We start from the raw sequence: 16,753 nt of genomic DNA on the forward strand, positions 1-16,753 counted from the left end.
ACGCGGCCGACGAGGGATTGTGACTACACGTCATTGTCGTTCGCGGCGGCTCGAAGCATCGGCTTTCGCGGATGCGCGTCTATGACACCCGCCCTGATGGCTTTCGGCTGAGCATAAGCCCCATGAAGGATACCGTGGCCGAGTAGACGGGGCAGTGGCTCTCGTCGGTCACGGCCACCGTGTAGATTTTTCTCTTCCTCGTCGTCGGGCACCTGATCGCGGAGGATGCTCGGGAGGAGATGCTTGGCAGCTTGGCGCATGTCCGCCTCTGACGCGAACTCCGTGCCGCGCTCGTCGCGCTGCCAACCGCCATCATGGAGATCGAAGAAGTAGCGCGGCATGGGCGTGTTCGGGCTGTGCGATCCGCCAGTTCCATCGACCGCCTCGCTTGCCGTGTCATTCACACGGGTTGAGGCGTTCTTCACGTGCGCGCGAGGCGACGCAAATGTCGCGCAAGAGGCAGTATGAAGCCGGCCGCCTCGCGTCAGCGGGGCTCTAGGAACTGGGTCACCGGCTACGACATCGTTGGGGGGATTGAAGCGAGCGCGGCCGGTGCCTGCCGCCCCAGGGCTCTCATAAGCTGGGGTGCTCTCTGATGCTCTGCCTCACCCCAAAAGCCGACAATCGCAAATGATCCGCGCATCTCACGCACGAGGCTGCGGATTTGGCTTGGACGTGTTGGAGAAGTCCCAGCCGGCCTCGCTGCCCAGGGCCGCCAGTCTGCCCCGATTTTCGAGTGCCTTGACCCGGTGGTGCCGGGCAAGCCAGCGTGTGGCCTCGGCGTCCCGGCGCGATCGCGTCGCTTCGATCTCCCAGGCCGCGTCAGCGAACTTGATGGCGGTCATCTCGCCTTCGAGGATGGCCTCGATCAGGCTGATGGCCAAGGTCCGAGCGTTCTCACTCATGGCGCAGCCCTGCCGAGATGATCACCTGGCGCGACGACGATCCTGCGCTTCTTGCAGACCAACGTTTAGGTTGGCTTGGAGATCGGCTGCAACCCTTTGTGGCACGAGTAGCGTGATCTCTCGCTCATCTGCTGCTCGAAGGCGGATGGCGACGGTGTCGCCGCCGTCGATCACCTCGACGCCTTCGACGCGAGCGATCCCGACGATCGTGATGCGATCCTTGCAGTCCAACGCGCGCTCCCGAGCCAAGCCGGTTGCGCTTCGGCCTGCGCAACGTTGAGCGCCGCAACTCAGATCAAGCTCAAACGGTTGCCCCACGCCCTCGTAGCTGCCTGCGTTTCAATAGGGCTTGCCCGTGTGGACCATTCCGCGCGCCGACGTACGACGTTCCGCACACGTCATTCAGCATTCTGGAACGGCGAACCCGTCGACGTTTAACAACCTATTGAAACGTCGCTCGCGAGGGCTTGGCCGGAAACAACGCGAGCCGAACCGGAAGGTCCGCATAGCGAAGTCGTTCGGCCGAAAGCCGCCATTCCGCTTTCGGCCAGGCCCAGATGTCCCGATCCGCGTCCGCCTACGACCGTGCTGGGTGGTTTTGCGACCGTTCGCTCTCAGCGCCGTCTAGCCGAAAGTGGATCTCAAAATCGAGGTTCACGGCCCGGCATACTGTCCATCCGTGACCTGCTCCATCCAAGTCACGGCTTTGCCGTCCAGGCGCTCCTGGATCGCGATGTGCGTCATCGCCGTGGTCGCTGTCGCACCGTGCCAGTGCTTCTCGTTCGGCTCAAACCAGATGACGTCGCCCGGGGCGATCTCCTCGATCGGGCCGCCTTCACGCTGAACCCATCCGCGCCCAAACGTGACGATCAGCGTCTGGCCGAGCGGATGCGTGTGCCACGCCGTCCGCGCACCCGGCTCGAAGGTGACGCTCGCCATCGCCACGCGGGCGGGATCGGACGCGCTGTGCAGAGGGTCAATCCGGACGCTGCCCGTGAACCATTCGGACGGTCCGGGACCTGAGGGTTGGCTTCCGCTGCGCTTGATGTCCATCCGATCGCTCCTTCGTCGCCTCGCAGAACACTTCTCAGAGCGACCAGCCGCCATCGACCGAGATTGATGCGCCGGTCACGAACGCGCCGAGGTCCGAACACATCCAAAGAACCGCTTCCGCGATCTCCTCGGGCTTGCCCAGCCGCCCGACCGGCTCAAGGTCGATCGCCTTCTGAATGTCGCCGCCGGTGAACCGGTCCATCATCGGCGTCTCGATGTTCCCGGGCAGGACAGCGTTCACGCGGATGTTCGCCTTCGCATAGTCGAGGGCGGCCGACTTGGTGAGACCGATGAGTGCGTGCTTGGAGGCAGCGTAACTTGCTCCGCCCGCCACACCCCTGATGCCCGCGCCGGACGAGGTGTTGACCACCACGCCGCCACCCTGGCGCAGCATCTGCGCGATCTCGTGCTTCATGCACACGAACGTGCCGCGCAGGTTGATGTCGAGGATGCGGTCCCACTCGTCGAGAGCGATCTCGTGGACGGGAGCGGCCTTGTTCTCGACGCCCGCATTGTTGAAGGCGCAGTCGAGGCGGCCGAACCGCTCGACGGTTCGGGCCACCGCCACGTCCACGTCCTCCGGCACTGACACGTCGCAGCAGACCGCCAGCACTTCACCGCCGCCCGCTTCGATCTCGCCGCGAAGCCGCTGCAGCGGGGCTTCTGACCGGTCCGTGATCGCGACGCGCGCGCCCTCCCTCGCGAACGCGACGGCGGCGGCGCGGCCGATGCCGCTGGCGGCACCCGTGATGAAGGCGACCTTCCCGTTGAAACGGCGCATCACTCGATCTCTCCGCTGACCTTGATGAGGAGCCTGATGTAGACACCGCTCGCGCTGCCGATCAGCCGCTCGTCTCTCAACGGAACGATGAGTGGATCTCATCGTCGGACGATGCGGATCCTACAGGCCGAGCGGCTTCACCTCGCGGATCAGGTCGATCAGCAGCCGCAATCCGCTCGGCAACTGGCGGCGTCCCGGATAGTAGAGGTGGAAGCCGGGCCCCGTTGGCGCCCATTCTGCCAGCACGACACGAAGCTCGCCGCGGGCAACCGAGGGGCCGACGCACGGCTCGGGCAGATAGGCGAGCCCACCGCCCGCCACCGCGAGCGCGAGCGCGAACTGGGTGTTGTCGATCGTTACCGCGCCGGGTACGTCGAGCGCGAGCGCTTCTCCCGCCCTCTCGAACTCCCATCGGTAGAGGCTGTCGTCGCCGAGGCGGATGCGCAGGCTCCGGTGTGCCGCGAGGTCCCGCGGCTGATCGGGCGTGCCATACCGGTCGAGATAGGTCGGGGCGCCGACCACCACCCAGCGCAGATCGGCAGACAGGCGCTGCGCGACCATGTCCTGAGGCACCGTTCCGCCATAGCGGATGCCCGCATCGGCTCCGGCCTCCACGACGTCGAGCAGATCGTTGGACACGCGGACGTCGATCTCGACCTGCGGGTGGCGCTCGTGGAAGAGGGGCAGTACGGGGGCGAGCAGCAGCGTGCTCGCATGTTCGAGCACGTTGAGGCGGATCCGCCCGGTCGCCCTCGTCAGCTCCCGGTGCTTGTTGAGCACGTCGAGCGCGAAGCCGATCGCCGTGAACGGGGCGTCCAGCGACGCAAGCAGATCCTCCCCGGCGGCTGTGAGCGTGACGCTCCGGCTTGTGCGATTGAGGAGACGCACGCCGAGGCGTGCCTCCATCGCCCTGAGCGCATGGCTGAGGGCGGAAGCGCTGACTCCGAGGTCCAGCCCGGCCCGCCGAAAGCTGCGATGGCGCGCGATGGCGAGGAACGTTCCGAGATCAGCCAGTTCGGTTCGATTGATCCGCATCGAGGCAGTGGAATGACCGCTGGCCGAAAAGCAATCCATACAGGATCATGACCGAGGTGGGTCGGCGGTAGGCTGTCTGCTTTTCCGGCGGGCCTTCTCCGAAGCGGATCAGCCGCTTTCGGCCGATTGTGTTGAAAAACTCGGGTGTTGCGGCGGTAGTCGTGAGGTGATTCACTTCTGTCGAGAGACGGAGACCGAAGCAGATGATGGGACCTCGGCAAGTCGAGCAGGGTGCCCTGTTCTACGAGTTCTCGCTCGATACACATATCCCAGCCGACCATCTGCTGCGCGCCATCGACCGCTTCGTTGACCTGTCGGGTCTACGCGCGCACCTGCAGCCGTTCTACAGCTCGACGGGCCGGCCCTCGGTCGACCCCGAGTTGATGATCCGCATGCTGCTCATCGGCTACTGCTTCGGCATCCGATCCGAGCGCCGCCTGTGCGACGAGGTCCACCTCAATCTCGCCTATCGCTGGTTCTGCCGGCTCGGGCTCGACGGCCGGGTGCCGGACCATTCGACCTTCTCCAAGAACCGCCATGGCCGCTTCCGCGACAGCGACCTGCTGCGCTGCTTGTTCGAGACCGTGCTCGCCCGCTGCATCGCCGAGGGGCTCGTGGGCGGCGAGGGCTTCGCGGTCGACGCCAGCCTTATCAAGGCTGATGCCAACCGGCAGAAGGGTGTTGAGGGTACGAACGGCCTGCCACCCGAGAGCGTCAGCCGCGCCGCCCGGGAGTACCTGGCTGTGCTCGACGACGCCGCGTTCGGAGCTGCGACGCCGGTCGTGCCTAAGCTCGTTTCCCCCGCCGACCCGGCCGCGCGCTGGACGGGTGCGGACGGTGGGCTGGCCTACTTCGCCTACGCGGCCAACTACCTGATCGACCTCGACCACGCGGTCATCGTGGACGTCGAGCCGACCACCGCGATCCGGCAGGCCGAGGTCACGGCCGCCAAGCGCATGATCGTGCGCTCGCGCGAGCGCTTCGACCTCTACCCGGCCCGGCTCGCCGGTGACAGCGGTTACGGCTCGGCCGCGATGCTGGGCTGGCTCGCCCACGAGCAGGGCATCGAGCCGCACATCCCCGTCTTCGATAAGTCCGAGCGCCGCGACGGCACCTTCAGCCGGTCGGCCTTCACCTACGACCCTGGCGCCGACGCCTACACCTGCCCGGCCGGCAAGCACCTGCGGCAACGCCAGAAGGTCTATCGGTCACCGCCCCCGCTCGTCGACGCAGACGGGATGCTGCGCTACCGCGCGAGCAAGTACGACTGCGAAGCTTGCGCGCTGAAGCCACGATGCTGCCCCAACGCATCCGCCCGCAAGATCCCACGCTCGATCCACGAGGGCGCCCGGCAGATGGCGCGCGACATCTGCGCCTCGGAGGCGGGCCGTACCTCGCGGCGTGAGCGCAAGAAGGTCGAGATGCTGTTTGCCCACCTTAAGCGGATCCTGCGGCTGGATCGGCTTCGGTTGCGGGGGCCAGACGGGGCCCGAGACGAGTTCCACCTCGCGGCCGCCGCCCAGAACCTACGGAAGCTGGCCAAGCTGATCCCGCTGGGGCAGCCGAGCCTAGCCTGACCGGCTGGCGGGAGCCCCCCGGCCAAGCACCCGGTCAAATCTCAATCCAGGCCAACCGCGAGTTTTTCAACGAAATCGGCCAGCATCAGCCATTCGGCATTGCGCCCACTGCTGCCGTTCGCCGGACCCAATCAGCATCTCCAAAGCGCTCGTTCGCCCAGTGGTGTCATGGATCATGCCGCTGCCGGGCTGTGCCTCAAGGATCCGGCGTGCCGGGCGCAATGGGTGGGGTCCTCTTCAGGCTCTCGACGAACTCCGTCATGATCCGCATCGCCGGGCCGGCATTCCACGAGTTCCGAAGGCCCGTCGCGGGGTACTCCTCCTTCGGATCGGTGATGAGGTCGAACCCTTTGGGTGAGCCCAGCTTGGTCGGCGGGGTCCACCAATCCCGCTGCTCGTCGTAGAAGACGAGCTTCCAGTTCCGCCACTTCACCGCTTCCAGCCGGTCCGCCACGAACACCGGGAAGCCCTCGCGGGAGGATGTCTCCGCTTTGCCGAGCAGGAAGTCGCTCTGGTCCAACCCGTCGATAGGGCGGTCCTGCGGCACCGCCGCGCCCGCGACCTTGGCGAAGGTCGTGAATGTATCGACCTCGTGCACGATCTCGTTGCTTACGCGCCCCGCAGGGATCTGACCCGGCCAGCGCACGATGAACGGCACCCGCAGCGAGCCCTCCATGTGCGTGAAGTAGTAGCCACGCCACGGGCCAGAGGATCCTTGCCAAGGCCATGTCGCCTCGGGGCCGTTGTCGCTCGTGAACACGACGATGGTGTTCTCTCGGACGCGTAGGTCGTCGATGGCGTCGAGGATCTCGCCCACATGCGCATCCATCTCGGCAAGAGCGTCGGGGAAGTCCCCGTAGCCGGTCCGGCCGGCGAACTGCGGGTTCGGCAGCGTCGGGAAGTGCACGAGTGTGAACGGGACGTAGGCGTAGAATGGTTTGCCCGAGGCCACGCTGCGCTTCATGAAATCGACCGTGCGACGGGCGCACTCCGCGTCGATCAGCCGGCGCTGGTCGAGGTCGTAGACGGGACCTTCGCGGCTCCGCTCACCCTTGCGGCCCTCCATGATGTGCTCGAACGATGCACCGGCCGCCTTCGCGGCGGGCTCGGAGGGCCAGAACGCCTCGTCGGTCGTGCGCGGGATGCCATACCACTCGTCGAAGCCCTGTTCGTTCGGCAGTCGGCCCTGCTCGCTGCCCAGGTGCCACTTGCCGAAGGCGGCGGTGGCATAGCCGACTGTCGATAGGGTCTCGGCGATCGTCACCTCCCACCGCGTCAGTCCTTCGAGGCCGCCGCCGATGGGCACCGAATGGGTGCCCGAGCGAATGGAGAAGCGCCCGGTCATGATGGCCGAGCGGCTCGGCGTGCACTGCGCCTCGACGTTGTAGTTGGTCAGCCGGGTCCCCTCAGTGGCCAGCCGGTCGATGCGGGGCGTCGGTGCGCCACGGGTGATGCCGCCGCCGTAGACGCCAACTTCGCCGTAGCCGAGGTTGTCCATGAGGATGAAGACGATGTTCGGCCTGCCGTCCCGTGCAGGTGAGGACTGCGCTAGAGCGCCTGTCGGCGAGAGCGCGCTGCTCGCGAGAAGCGCCATACCGAGGAGTAAGGTGGGCTTCTTCATCTCACGCCCCGTTCGTTACCGCCGACCTCAATCAGAATTTCGCCACCAGGGGCTTCGGCTCTGCATCGCTCGGCGGACAATCCGGAAACGGCATCCAATCCGTGAACGTTTCGTCCGCATGGCCCTGCTCGCATGAGAAGACGTGCCAAGGATGGGCGTCGCCGAAGCGTTCGGGATCCCAGCGGATCACGGCGCGCCGATCGGGATCGTTTCGGTTGATGGCAATGATCCGTCGACCGTCGCGCGGAGCTCGTTCCATGGACCGCCAACTGACCATCGCCAGCTCCATCCACCCAATCGCGTCTGCGCGAGGCAACGCGGCGAGCATCCGCCTCGTTCGTGTACGTGCGATCTCGTGCTCACCATCACAGCTTGCAGGTGCGACAGCGCGAACGACTGGAGCCTGAACAATTGCGGATTGTCGCCGGCGCAGATGGAAGCCATCGCACCTCGAACAACGCTGGGCCGCCTCGGGCTCAACGACCCGCTCTGCGCTGGCCCAACCGCGTGTCGCCCTGACAAGCGAGGAAACCGGAAACGAAGTGGAGTGGCTGTTCGCACGGCTCGACCTGCGGCTCACGGCCGTCGAGGCCGCCCAGACCGAGGTGCTGGCCGACCACAAGGATGATTTGGAGCATGAGGACATGGCAGCGCTTATGGCCGAGCTCGACTTGGAGGAGGAACAGATCAGGGTCGCGAGGGGCGAGCGATGACCACTCGCAGCACGCCTACGAACTGACCTGACCGGCTGGCTTTGGACCGGGCTCATTGCGAGGATCAGCCAGGACCGGAGGAGTTGGGGATGGGGCGAAATAGAGGCCGAGCGCCGAACCAGTGGTGCTGACGCTGCATGTCCGCTTCTCTGCATCTTGTGCCTCGAAGCAGACAGACGGCTTACGGCCACCATCGGTCGTTCGAGGGCATTGAACGCAAACCGCCCGAGAGCAGACGCTTCAAGGGCCTGGACGGAGTCGCGAGTTGCCGCCTTCGGTCTTGCGGCCGCATCTGCGTTGCTCAGGCTTGGCAGCACACAGCGGGGCAAACAGGGTGCTCCGGAGATCAGCAGGCTTTGTGCAGAAGAGACCTTCATGTCCCCTCCCCCGTTATCCGGCCATGACCGATCCTTTTGACCTTGCAAGGTTCGTGGATGCTCAGAGCGGTGTCTATGAGCAGGCGCTGCGGGAGCTGACGGCGGGGCAAAAGCGCAGCCATTGGATGTGGTTCATCTTTCCTCAGATCGCCGGTCTCGGGTTCAGCGCCATGGCCCAGCGTTACGCTATCGGTTCGATCGACGAGGCACGCGCCTACCTTGAGCATCCCGTGCTTGGACCTCGCCTGAAGCGCTGCACAGAGGCTGTGAACCGGGTGTCAGGGCGCTCGGCGCATGCCATCTTCGGCTCTCCCGACGACATGAAGTTCCGCTCGAGCATGACTTTGTTCGGGCGCGCTGCGCCAGGCGCATTACCCTTTCGGACGGCGCTCGCGCGCTTCTTCGACGGGCAGGAGGATTCGCGCACGCTGTAAAAGCTGCAGCCATCCTGACGGCACAATCCGCCGGCGGCATCGAGAGCTGCATCAAAGTCAAAGGGTTCTGCGCGCCACCTCTCTCGTTCTAAGCTCGGCCGCGTTGGGGGCAGACCCCATGCTCCGGTTGTGAACAGCCACGATACGATACTCCCCTAGGACGAGGCTGCGTCGTCGAGATCTGCGAGTGAGCCGCAGCCGAGCGAATGTGGCCGAGGCCGGCGCCGGCATCCTCGGTCTCCGCGATCGTCCCCGCATGCGCGTGCACTTGAGGCGCGAGACGATCCAGAACCGGGTGTGGGTAAAAACGTGGGTACTTGGGCGCGGCTCTGCGCCTATTCCGGCTCGTCGGCGCCGCTACAAGCGGCGCAGCAGATGAGATCGCCGGATGGAATTCCCTTTGAGTTCAAAGGGTTTGATGGTCGGAGCGAGAGGATTCGAACCTCCGACCCCTAGTCCCCCAGACTAGTGCGCTAACCGGGCTGCGCTACGCTCCGACGCCCCGAGAGGGCCTGCGCGTCTTAGCTTTCCGGTTTCGGCTGCGCAACCCCCATCAGCGGGTCCGGCGGTGGACGCTGGAAGCGGGGGCCTGGGCGCGCTAACCCGGTCGGCCCGAGACGCCCGCCGCCTTGCCCGGATCCCCATGACAAACAGACCGGTCGCCTTCGATCTCACCCGCCTGATCACGCGCCTGCGCCACGCGAGCCCGACCGGTATCGACCGGGTCGATCTCGCCTACGCGCGCTGGGCGCTCGGCGGCGCGGGACCGCGCTTCGGCCTCGTCACGACGGCCTACGGGCCGCGGGTGGTCGATCGGGCGCGCGCCAGCGCGATCGTCGACGCCGTCGCGGCCGGCTGGGTCGAGGATGTCGAGGCCGAGGGCGATCCGGTCTACCGGCGCCTCGCCGCGCGCCTCCATGCGCAGGCCGGCAGCGCCGCGTCGGGAGCGCCGCGGCGCGGGCGCGAGGAGCCGTGGCGCCGCAGGCGGATCCAGGCCGAGACGGCGCTCCGCACCCTGCGGGCGCGGGGCCCCGAGGCCCTTCCGGCCGGCACCCTCTACATCCATACGTCGCATCTGCGCCTCGACCGGCCCGAGCGGTTCGATTGGCTCTACGACCGGCGCGACCTGCGCCCCGTCTTCTTCCTGCACGACCTCATCCCGATCACCCATCCGGAATACGGCCGTCCCGGCGAGGCCGAGCGGCACGCCCTCCGTCTGCGGACCGGGGCGCGGCACGCGGCTCATATCGTGGTCAATTCGGGCGATGTCGGCGCGCAGGTGGCCCGGCACATCGAGGCGGAGGGGTTCACCGTGCCCGGCATCACGGTCGGGCATCTCGGCATCGAGCCGGCCTTCGGGCGGGAGGGGCCGCGTCTGTCCCCGGACCGGCCGGTCTTCCTCGTCTGCGGCACGATCGAGCCCCGCAAGAACCACCTGCTCCTGCTCCATCTTTGGCGCGGCCTGGCCGAGCGGATGGGCGAGGCGACACCCTACCTCGTCCTCGTCGGGCGGCGGGGCTGGGAGGCGGAGAACATCATCGACCTGCTCGATCGGTGCCGTGCGATCCGCGGCAGCGTCGTGGAAGTGTCCGGCCTCTCGACGCACGGGCTCGCGGCGCTGATGCGCTCGGCCACCGCCCTGCTGATGCCCTCGTTCACGGAGGGTTACGGCCTGCCCGTGGTGGAAGCCGGCGCGAGCGGCCTGCCCGTGATCGCCTCGGACATTCCGGTCCACAGGGAAGTCGGCGGCAGCTTCGCGAACTTCCTCGATCCCCTCGACGGGCCGGGCTGGCGCGACGCCGTCGAGGCCCTGAGCGCACCGGGCTCGACCCTGCGCGCCGACCTGAGCGGCCGCCTCGCCCGCTACGCGCCGCCGACCTGGACAGGGCATTTCGCGCGGGTCGAGGCGGCGCTCGCGGCCCTGCCCTGACCCGGCCGCGGTTGCACCGGTGATGGCTGACGAATATGGAAAGACGTCAGTCGCACGTCGTCCCCGCCGGTCGCCGAACTCCCGCGCCGCATCCCCGTCGCCTCGGGCCCGCTCCCTCGGCTATGGATGCGTCGGTTCGCGGCGCCGGCCGCGCGGATTTGGGCAAGGATGGATCGCATGAAGGTCGTCGATCTGGATAGGGACGCGATCAGGAAGGGGCTCGCCGATAACGCCCTCCTGGTGATCGACGTGCGCGAGCCGCACGAGTTCGAGAGCGGGCACATTCCGGGCGCGGTCACGCACCCGCTATCCACCTTCGACACGCAGGCGCTGGCCGAGCTGATCGGCAACGACCCGCGCCAGCCCGTCTTCTCCTGCGCCTCGGGCGTCCGCTCGGTGCACGCGCTCGCCGCCGCCCAGGCGGCGGGCCTGCCGATCGAGGCGCATTACCGGGGCGGGTTCAAGGATTGGCTCGGCGCGGGCGAGCCGGTCGAGTGACCGAACGGGGCCTCGGCCTCAGCGGGCGCCGTCATCCCGCTTGCGTACCGGGCGTGTGCGGTGGCGCACCACGCTCCGCTTCCTGGCCGAGTAGGGCGCGGGGCGTAGGGAAACCCAACATGCACAAGCCTCGGTTCTCGAACCTCCTCCGCATGGCCGGGCTGGGGGTCTCGCTCCTGCCAGCCTGCCTCGCCGCGCCCGTCCATGCCCAGGCTCCCGGCGGACCGCCGCCCACCGTCACGGTGGCCAAGCCGGTGGTACGCGAGATCGTCGAGCGCGATTCCTATACCGGCCGCTTCGATCCGGTCGAGATCGTGGAGGTGCGCGCCCGCGTCACCGGCTACCTCGACAAGATCGCCTTCCAGGACGGCGCCAACGTGAAGAAGGGCGACCTGCTCTTCGTGATTGACCGGCGCCCCTACAAGGCCGCCCTCGACCAGGCGCAGGCGACCCTCGTCTCCGCCAAGGCCCGCCTCAACTTCACGCAGACGGATCTGGAGCGCGCGCAGACGCTCAGCCGCTCGGGCAACATCTCCGAGCAGGTGACGGACCAGCGGCGGCAAGCCTCGCAGACCGCGCAGGCCGACGTCGACAACGCCGAGGCCGCGCTTCGGCAGGCGCAGCTCAACTACGACTTCACCGAGGTCCGCTCGCCCATCAGCGGCCGCATCAGCCGGCGCCTCGTCACCGAGGGCAACATCGTCATCACCGACCAGACCCAGCTCACGACGATCGTCTCCCTCGATCCGATCTATTTCGGCTTCACCGTCGATGAGCGCTCGTTCCTGAAGTACCAGGGCAGCCTCGGCATCGGCATGGGCGCCTCGCAGCAGGGCAAGGGCGTGCCGATCCTGATCGCGCTCACCGGCGAGGACAAGCCGACCCGCAAGGGCACCCTCGACTTCGTGGACAACCGCGTCGACAACCAGACCGGTACGGTGCTCCTGCGCGCCACGGTCGAGAACCCGGACAGCTTCATCAAGCCGGGCCTGTTCGGCATCGTCTCGCTGCCGGCGACGAAGCCGTTCCAGGGCGTCCTGCTGCCCGACGAGGCGGTCTCGGCCAACCAGGACAAGCGCATCGTCTACGTGATCGCCGAGGACGGCACCGCCTCGGCGAAGGAGGTCAAGCTCGGCCCGAAGGTCGACGGCTACCGGGTCATCCGCGACGGCCTGAAGGGCGACGAGACCGTGGTGATCAACGGCCTCACCCGCGTGCGCCCGGGCGCCAAGGTGACGCCCGAGACCAAGACCCTGCCGCCGACCCGCTCCTGAGCCGAGCGGCGCCCCGGGCGCGAGACGAACGATGATCGCCGCCCGGGGGCCTCGAACCCCCGGGCGTCGCGCCGATGACGACGCAGGCCGCCGGCCGCCGCGAGGCGCCAGGCGGCGAGAGGTTTGACCGATGCGTTTTGCCCATTTCTTCGTCGATCGCCCGATCTTCGCGTCGGTCACGTCGATCATCTTCCTGATCCTCGGCTACGTCGCCTACGCGTCGCTGCCGGTCTCGCAATATCCCGAGATCGTGCCGCCGACCGTGACGGTGCGCGCCTCCTTCCCCGGCGCCAACGCCGAGACGGTGGCGGCCACCATCGCGACGCCGATCGAGCAGGAGATCAACGGCGTCGACAACATGCTCTACATGACGTCGCTCTCCACGAACGACGGCAACATGCAGCTGACCGTGACGTTCAAGGTCGGCACAAACCTCGATATCGCGAACGTGCTGGTGCAGAACCGGCTCTCGGTGGCCCAGCCCCGCCTGCCTCCGGACGTGCGCAACCTCGGCGTCACCGTCCGCAAGGCCTCGCCCGACCTGATGCTGGTCGTGCACCTGCTCTCGCCGAACAAGACCTACGACCAGAACTACCTGGCCAATTACATCTACCTGAACATCCGCGACGAGATGCTCCGCCTCGACGGCGTCGGCGACATCACGATCTTCGGCGGCAACGAGTACGCCGAGCGCATCTGGCTCGATCCGGACAAGCTCGCGGCCTACGGGCTCTCCACCACCGACGTGACCGGCGCGCTGCAGGAGCAGAACGTCCAGGTCGCGGCGGGCGCCCTCGGCGCGCCGCCGGCGCCGACCTCCAGCGCCTTCCAGCTCGTGGTGCAGTCGCAGGGGCGGTTCCAGACGCCCGACGAGTTCGCCAGCGTGATCGTCAAGGCGCGCGACGGGCGCCTCGTGCGCCTGAAGGACATCGCCCGCGTCGAGATGGGCCAGAAGGACTACACGACGAACTCCTTCCTCAACGCGACGCCCGCGGTCGGCATCGGCGCCTTCCAGCGTCCCGGCACGAACGCGCTCGCCGCCGCCGCCTCGGTGAAGGCGACGATGGAGCGGCTGAAGGGCAACTTCCCGCCCGACGTCGAGTACCGCATCGCCTACAACCCGACCGAGTTCATCGAGGAATCGATCCACGAGGTCTACAAGACGCTGTTCGAGGCGGTCGCCCTCGTCGTCATCGTGGTGCTCGTCTTCCTGCAGAGCTGGCGGACCGCGCTGATCCCGGTGATCGCGATTCCGGTCTCCCTCGTCGGCACCTTCGCGGTGATGGCCGCGCTCGGCTTCTCGCTCAACAACCTGACCCTGTTCGGGCTGGTGCTCGCCATCGGCATCGTGGTCGACGACGCCATCGTCGTGGTGGAGAACGTCGAGCGCAACATGGCCGAGGGGCTCTCGCCCGGCGAGGCCGCGCACAAGACCATGGACGAGGTCGGCGGCGCCGTCGTCGCCATCGCGCTCGTGCTCGCGGCCGTGTTCATCCCGACCGCCTTCATCCCCGGCATCTCGGGCCAGTTCTACAAGCAGTTCGCGCTCACCATCGCGGCCTCGACCATCATCTCGGCCTTCAACTCGCTGACGCTGTCGCCCGCGCTCTGCAAGCTGCTCCTGAAGCCGCACCACGCACACAAGCCGCCGAGATTCTTCCTGGCGCGCTTCGTGAACTGGCTGGCCAACGGCTTCAACAAGGCCTTCGACAAGCTCTCGCACGGCTACGCCGCGACGATCCGCTTCCTCACAGCGAACGCGATCGGCCTGATCGCCATGCTGCTGATCTACGCGGCCTCGATCGCCGGGACGCTGCACCTCGCCCACACGACGCCGACCGGCTTCATCCCGGACCAGGATCAGGGCTACCTGATCGGCGTGGTGCAATTGCCCTCCGGCGCCTCCCTCGACCGCACCACCGCCGTCGTGAACAAGGCCGCCGAGATCGCCCGCGGGGTCGACGGGGTGACGAACACCGTCATCATCGCCGGCTTCGACGGCGCCACCTTCACGAACACCACCAACGCCGCGGTGATGTTCCTGACGCTCAAGAACGCCAAGGAGCGCGCATCCCAGGGCCGCAGCGCCGCCGTCATCACCGGCGACGTGCTCAAGGCCACCGCCGGCATCCAGGAGGCGCGGATCATCGTGATCCCGCCGCCCCCGGTGCGCGGCCTCGGCACGGGCGGCGGCTTCAAGATGCAGGTCGAGAGCCGGCAATCCTCGGAGATCGGCCCGCTGCTCGCGGCGGTGGGCGAGCTTGTCGGCCAAGCCAACCAGAGCAACGAGGTGCAGCGGGTCTTCACGACCTTCGGCAACGACACGCCGCAGCTCTTCATCGACATCGACCGCACGGTCGCGCGGATGCTCGACGTGCCGCTCGCCAACGTGTTCTCGACGCTGCAATCGAACCTCGGCGGCGCCTACGTGAACGACTTCAACACGCTCGGCCGCATCTATCAGGTCCGCGTGCAGGCCGACGCGCCCTTCCGCGTCAGCCAGGAGGACATCACGCAGCTCAAGGTCCGCTCCTCGACCGGGGCGCTGGTGCCGATGGGCACGCTCGCGCAGATCCGCGAGATCACGGGCCCGCAGATCGTGCAGCGGTTCAACCTGTTCTACTCGGTGCCGATCCAGGGCACCGCCAAGCCCGGCATCTCGACGGGCCAGGCGCTCGACGCGATGGAGCAGATGGCCCAGAAGGCGCTGCCCGGCGGCTACGCCTACGACTGGACCGAGATCGCCTTCCAGCAGAAGGCGGCGGGCGGCACCGCCATCTACGTGTTCGCCCTCGGCGTGCTCCTCGTCTTCCTCGTGCTCGCCGCGCAGTACGAATCCTGGGCGCTGCCGCTCGCGATCATCCTCGTGGTGCCGACAGGCGTGCTCGCCGCCCTGTTCGGGGTGCAGCTGAGAGGACAGGACAACAACATCCTGACCCAGATCGGGCTGATCGTGCTGATCGGCCTCGCCGCCAAGAACGCGATCCTGATCGTGGAATTCGCCCACCAGATCGAGGAGAGCGAGCACAAGGGGCCGGTGGCCGCGGCCGTCGAGGCCTGCCGCCTGCGCCTGCGCCCGATCCTGATGACGGCCTTCGCCTTCATCCTCGGCGTGCTGCCCCTCGTGGTCGCGACGGGCCCCGGCGCCGAGATGCGACAGGCGCTCGGCACCGCCGTGTTCTTCGGCATGATCGGCGCCACCTTCTTCGGCCTGTTCCTGACGCCGGTCTTCTACGTGGTGATCCGCAACGTGCTGATCTGGGTGGCGAAGAAGCGCGGCAAGGACCCGCAGAACACGACACCCGACAAGCACGACCCGCACGCGAGGCCGGCCCACCCGTAGCGCGGGCCGCTCGGCGCCTCACCTCGCGGCCCCGCCCCCGTGTCGATTCGGCACCGGGGCGGGGCCGCAACCGTTTCGGGCGCCCCGCATTGACCGCCCTGGTGGGCGTTGATCGGGGTGTCGTATGGCGCGTGTGGCAGTCGTGACGGGGGGAACGTCGGGGATCGGGCTCGCGACGGCCCATCTCTTCGCCGCCCGCGGCTGGTCGGTCGCCGTGATCGCCCGCGATCAGGGGCGCCTCGATGCGGCCGAGGCGGCGCTCTCGGCCTACGGCCGTCCCGTCCTGGCGATCTCGGCCGACGTCGCCGACGCGCAAGCGGTCGACGCGGCGGCGGAGCGGATCGAGCAGGAGCTCGGGCCGATCCGAGCCTGGATCAACAACGCGATGTCGACGGTGGTGAGCCCGGCCGACAAGATCGCGCCCGACGAGTACCGGCGGGTCACCGAGACCACCTATCTGAGCCAGGTCTTCGGCACGCTCGCGGCGCTGCGCCACATGAAGAAGCGCGACCGCGGCGCCATCGTGCAGGTCTCCTCCGGCCTCGGCATCCGGGCCGCGCCGCTCCAGGCGCCCTATTGCGCGGCGAAGTTCGCGGTCTCGGGCTTCACGGATTCCCTGCGCGCCGAGCTGATCCACGACAGCGTCGATGTCTCGCTCACCGTCGTCTACCTGCCCGCCGTCAACACCCCGCAATTCAACTGGGCGCGCACCCGCACGGGGCACGGGCAGAACGCGCCCGACCCCGTCTTCGACCCCCGTCTCTGCGCGGAGGCGATCCACTTCGCGGTCGAGCATCCCCGCCGCGAGATCTGGGTCGGGCGCTCCTCGCTGATGATGGCCCTGGCGCAGGGGCTGGCGCCGGGCTTTGCCGATCGCAAGGCGGCCGAGGCGTGGGAGAGCCAACTCGAGGAGCGCCCGGTGCCGGACCGGGACGGCAACCTGTTCGAGCCGGTGCCCGGCAACGTCGGCACGGACGGGCGCTTCGGCGATCGCACGCGGCGCACGCGCTCCGAGTTCTGGACGAGCCGCGAGCGGGACCTCGTGGTGCTGGGCCTCGCCGGGGTGGCGGCCATCGGCGTCGCGGGGCTGGCCGCCGCGGCGCGGGCGCCCCGCCGTCTCCTCGGGCGCCGGTAGCCGTCGGCCCCGTGCATTCGGACGGCGCCCCTGCTAGGTCATCCCCGACAGCCTTCATCGACACCTGCCGCGAGACG

The 16,753-nt window shown here is 67.8% G+C and carries 16 protein-coding genes and 1 tRNA gene; 8 read left to right on the plus strand and 9 right to left on the minus strand.

What is annotated here, in order from left to right; genetic code table 11:
- Window positions 1–23: 23 nt before the first annotated feature.
- From DK389_RS04055 to DK389_RS04075, 6 genes are all read right to left on the minus strand, one after another.
- A complete protein-coding gene (locus DK389_RS04055; protein WP_236960594.1) occupies window positions 24–341 on the minus strand; it encodes a DUF6894 family protein in 318 nt (105 codons plus the stop codon).
- Between the two features lie 303 nt (window positions 342–644).
- Window positions 645–884, minus strand: a complete 240-nt coding sequence (locus DK389_RS04060) for a hypothetical protein (RefSeq protein ID WP_109887548.1) — start codon at window positions 882–884, stop codon at window positions 645–647.
- A gap of 42 nt (window positions 885–926) precedes the next feature.
- On the minus strand, window positions 927–1,136 hold the full coding sequence (locus DK389_RS31995) for a hypothetical protein (protein ID WP_162560484.1): 210 nt from the start codon (window positions 1,134–1,136) through the stop codon (window positions 927–929).
- 423 nt (window positions 1,137–1,559) lie between these two features.
- On the minus strand, window positions 1,560–1,958 hold the full coding sequence (locus tag DK389_RS04065; protein WP_109887549.1) for a (R)-mandelonitrile lyase: 399 nt from the start codon (window positions 1,956–1,958) through the stop codon (window positions 1,560–1,562).
- Window positions 1,959–1,992: 34 nt separating this feature from the next.
- Window positions 1,993–2,739 (minus strand): SDR family NAD(P)-dependent oxidoreductase, encoded by a 747-nt coding sequence (locus DK389_RS04070; protein WP_109887550.1) that lies wholly within the window; start codon window positions 2,737–2,739, stop codon window positions 1,993–1,995.
- A gap of 120 nt (window positions 2,740–2,859) precedes the next feature.
- Window positions 2,860–3,774 carry a LysR family transcriptional regulator gene (locus DK389_RS04075; RefSeq protein WP_109895999.1) on the minus strand — a complete coding sequence of 305 codons (915 nt, stop codon included), beginning with the start codon at window positions 3,772–3,774 and terminating at the stop codon, window positions 2,860–2,862.
- Between the two features lie 203 nt (window positions 3,775–3,977).
- Between DK389_RS04075 and DK389_RS04080 the strand changes: the two genes are divergently transcribed.
- Entirely contained in the window at window positions 3,978–5,351 is a 1,374-nt protein-coding gene (locus DK389_RS04080; RefSeq protein ID WP_109887551.1) for a transposase, read from the plus strand.
- Window positions 5,352–5,547: 196 nt separating this feature from the next.
- On the opposite strand, the gene DK389_RS04085 is transcribed toward DK389_RS04080, so the two are convergent.
- Both DK389_RS04085 and DK389_RS04090 read right to left on the minus strand, forming a co-directional pair.
- Window positions 5,548–6,972 (minus strand): arylsulfatase, encoded by a 1,425-nt coding sequence (locus DK389_RS04085; RefSeq protein WP_109887552.1) that lies wholly within the window; start codon window positions 6,970–6,972, stop codon window positions 5,548–5,550.
- Window positions 6,973–7,003: 31 nt separating this feature from the next.
- Window positions 7,004–7,261: a hypothetical protein gene (locus DK389_RS04090; RefSeq protein WP_162560485.1), complete on the minus strand. Its 258-nt coding sequence runs from the start codon at window positions 7,259–7,261 to the stop codon at window positions 7,004–7,006.
- A gap of 253 nt (window positions 7,262–7,514) precedes the next feature.
- Between DK389_RS04090 and DK389_RS32000 the strand changes: the two genes are divergently transcribed.
- Together DK389_RS32000 and DK389_RS04095 are read left to right on the plus strand one after the other, a co-directional pair.
- A complete protein-coding gene (locus DK389_RS32000; protein ID WP_162560486.1) occupies window positions 7,515–7,685 on the plus strand; it encodes a hypothetical protein in 171 nt (56 codons plus the stop codon).
- A gap of 400 nt (window positions 7,686–8,085) precedes the next feature.
- Window positions 8,086–8,496, plus strand: coding sequence for a DUF1810 domain-containing protein (locus DK389_RS04095; RefSeq protein ID WP_109887554.1), 411 nt, complete (start codon window positions 8,086–8,088; stop codon window positions 8,494–8,496).
- A gap of 419 nt (window positions 8,497–8,915) precedes the next feature.
- On the opposite strand, the gene DK389_RS04100 is transcribed toward DK389_RS04095, so the two are convergent.
- A tRNA-Pro gene (locus DK389_RS04100) sits at window positions 8,916–8,993 on the minus strand.
- 146 nt (window positions 8,994–9,139) lie between these two features.
- Between DK389_RS04100 and DK389_RS04105 the strand changes: the two genes are divergently transcribed.
- The 5 genes from DK389_RS04105 (at window position 9,140) to DK389_RS04125 (ending at window position 16,676) form a co-directional block, all read left to right on the plus strand.
- A complete protein-coding gene (locus tag DK389_RS04105) occupies window positions 9,140–10,426 on the plus strand; it encodes a glycosyltransferase family 4 protein (RefSeq protein WP_109887555.1) in 1,287 nt (428 codons plus the stop codon).
- Window positions 10,427–10,603: 177 nt separating this feature from the next.
- A complete protein-coding gene (locus tag DK389_RS04110; RefSeq protein WP_109887556.1) occupies window positions 10,604–10,924 on the plus strand; it encodes a rhodanese-like domain-containing protein in 321 nt (106 codons plus the stop codon).
- Window positions 10,925–11,076: 152 nt separating this feature from the next.
- Window positions 11,077–12,198, plus strand: coding sequence for an efflux RND transporter periplasmic adaptor subunit (locus tag DK389_RS04115; RefSeq protein ID WP_109896001.1), 1,122 nt, complete (start codon window positions 11,077–11,079; stop codon window positions 12,196–12,198).
- A gap of 130 nt (window positions 12,199–12,328) precedes the next feature.
- Window positions 12,329–15,541, plus strand: coding sequence for an efflux RND transporter permease subunit (locus tag DK389_RS04120; RefSeq protein WP_109887557.1), 3,213 nt, complete (start codon window positions 12,329–12,331; stop codon window positions 15,539–15,541).
- Window positions 15,542–15,665: 124 nt separating this feature from the next.
- Window positions 15,666–16,676: an SDR family oxidoreductase gene (locus tag DK389_RS04125; protein WP_109887558.1), complete on the plus strand. Its 1,011-nt coding sequence runs from the start codon at window positions 15,666–15,668 to the stop codon at window positions 16,674–16,676.
- Window positions 16,677–16,753 lie beyond the last annotated feature (77 nt).

The sequence above is a fragment of the Methylobacterium durans genome, assembly GCF_003173715.1.
GTDB classification, from domain to species: domain Bacteria; phylum Pseudomonadota; class Alphaproteobacteria; order Rhizobiales; family Beijerinckiaceae; genus Methylobacterium; species Methylobacterium durans.

Excerpts from the sequence above, each read along its gene's own strand:
- DK389_RS04105 (WP_109887555.1), top strand. The coding sequence starts at position 9,140 with ATGACAAACAGACCGGTCGCCTTCGATCTCACCCGCCTGATCACGCGC.
- DK389_RS04090 (WP_162560485.1), bottom strand. The coding sequence starts at position 7,261 with ATGGAGCTGGCGATGGTCAGTTGGCGGTCCATGGAACGAGCTCCGCGC.
- DK389_RS04115 (WP_109896001.1), top strand. The coding sequence starts at position 11,077 with ATGGCCGGGCTGGGGGTCTCGCTCCTGCCAGCCTGCCTCGCCGCGCCC.
- DK389_RS04070 (WP_109887550.1), bottom strand. The coding sequence starts at position 2,739 with ATGCGCCGTTTCAACGGGAAGGTCGCCTTCATCACGGGTGCCGCCAGC.
- DK389_RS04080 (WP_109887551.1), top strand. The coding sequence starts at position 3,978 with ATGATGGGACCTCGGCAAGTCGAGCAGGGTGCCCTGTTCTACGAGTTC.
- DK389_RS04125 (WP_109887558.1), top strand. The coding sequence starts at position 15,666 with ATGGCGCGTGTGGCAGTCGTGACGGGGGGAACGTCGGGGATCGGGCTC.
- DK389_RS04095 (WP_109887554.1), top strand. The coding sequence starts at position 8,086 with ATGACCGATCCTTTTGACCTTGCAAGGTTCGTGGATGCTCAGAGCGGT.
- DK389_RS04110 (WP_109887556.1), top strand. The coding sequence starts at position 10,604 with ATGAAGGTCGTCGATCTGGATAGGGACGCGATCAGGAAGGGGCTCGCC.
- DK389_RS04085 (WP_109887552.1), bottom strand. The coding sequence starts at position 6,972 with ATGAAGAAGCCCACCTTACTCCTCGGTATGGCGCTTCTCGCGAGCAGC.
- DK389_RS04055 (WP_236960594.1), bottom strand. The coding sequence starts at position 341 with ATGCCGCGCTACTTCTTCGATCTCCATGATGGCGGTTGGCAGCGCGAC.
- DK389_RS04075 (WP_109895999.1), bottom strand. The coding sequence starts at position 3,774 with ATGCGGATCAATCGAACCGAACTGGCTGATCTCGGAACGTTCCTCGCC.
- DK389_RS04065 (WP_109887549.1), bottom strand. The coding sequence starts at position 1,958 with ATGGACATCAAGCGCAGCGGAAGCCAACCCTCAGGTCCCGGACCGTCC.
- DK389_RS04120 (WP_109887557.1), top strand. The coding sequence starts at position 12,329 with ATGCGTTTTGCCCATTTCTTCGTCGATCGCCCGATCTTCGCGTCGGTC.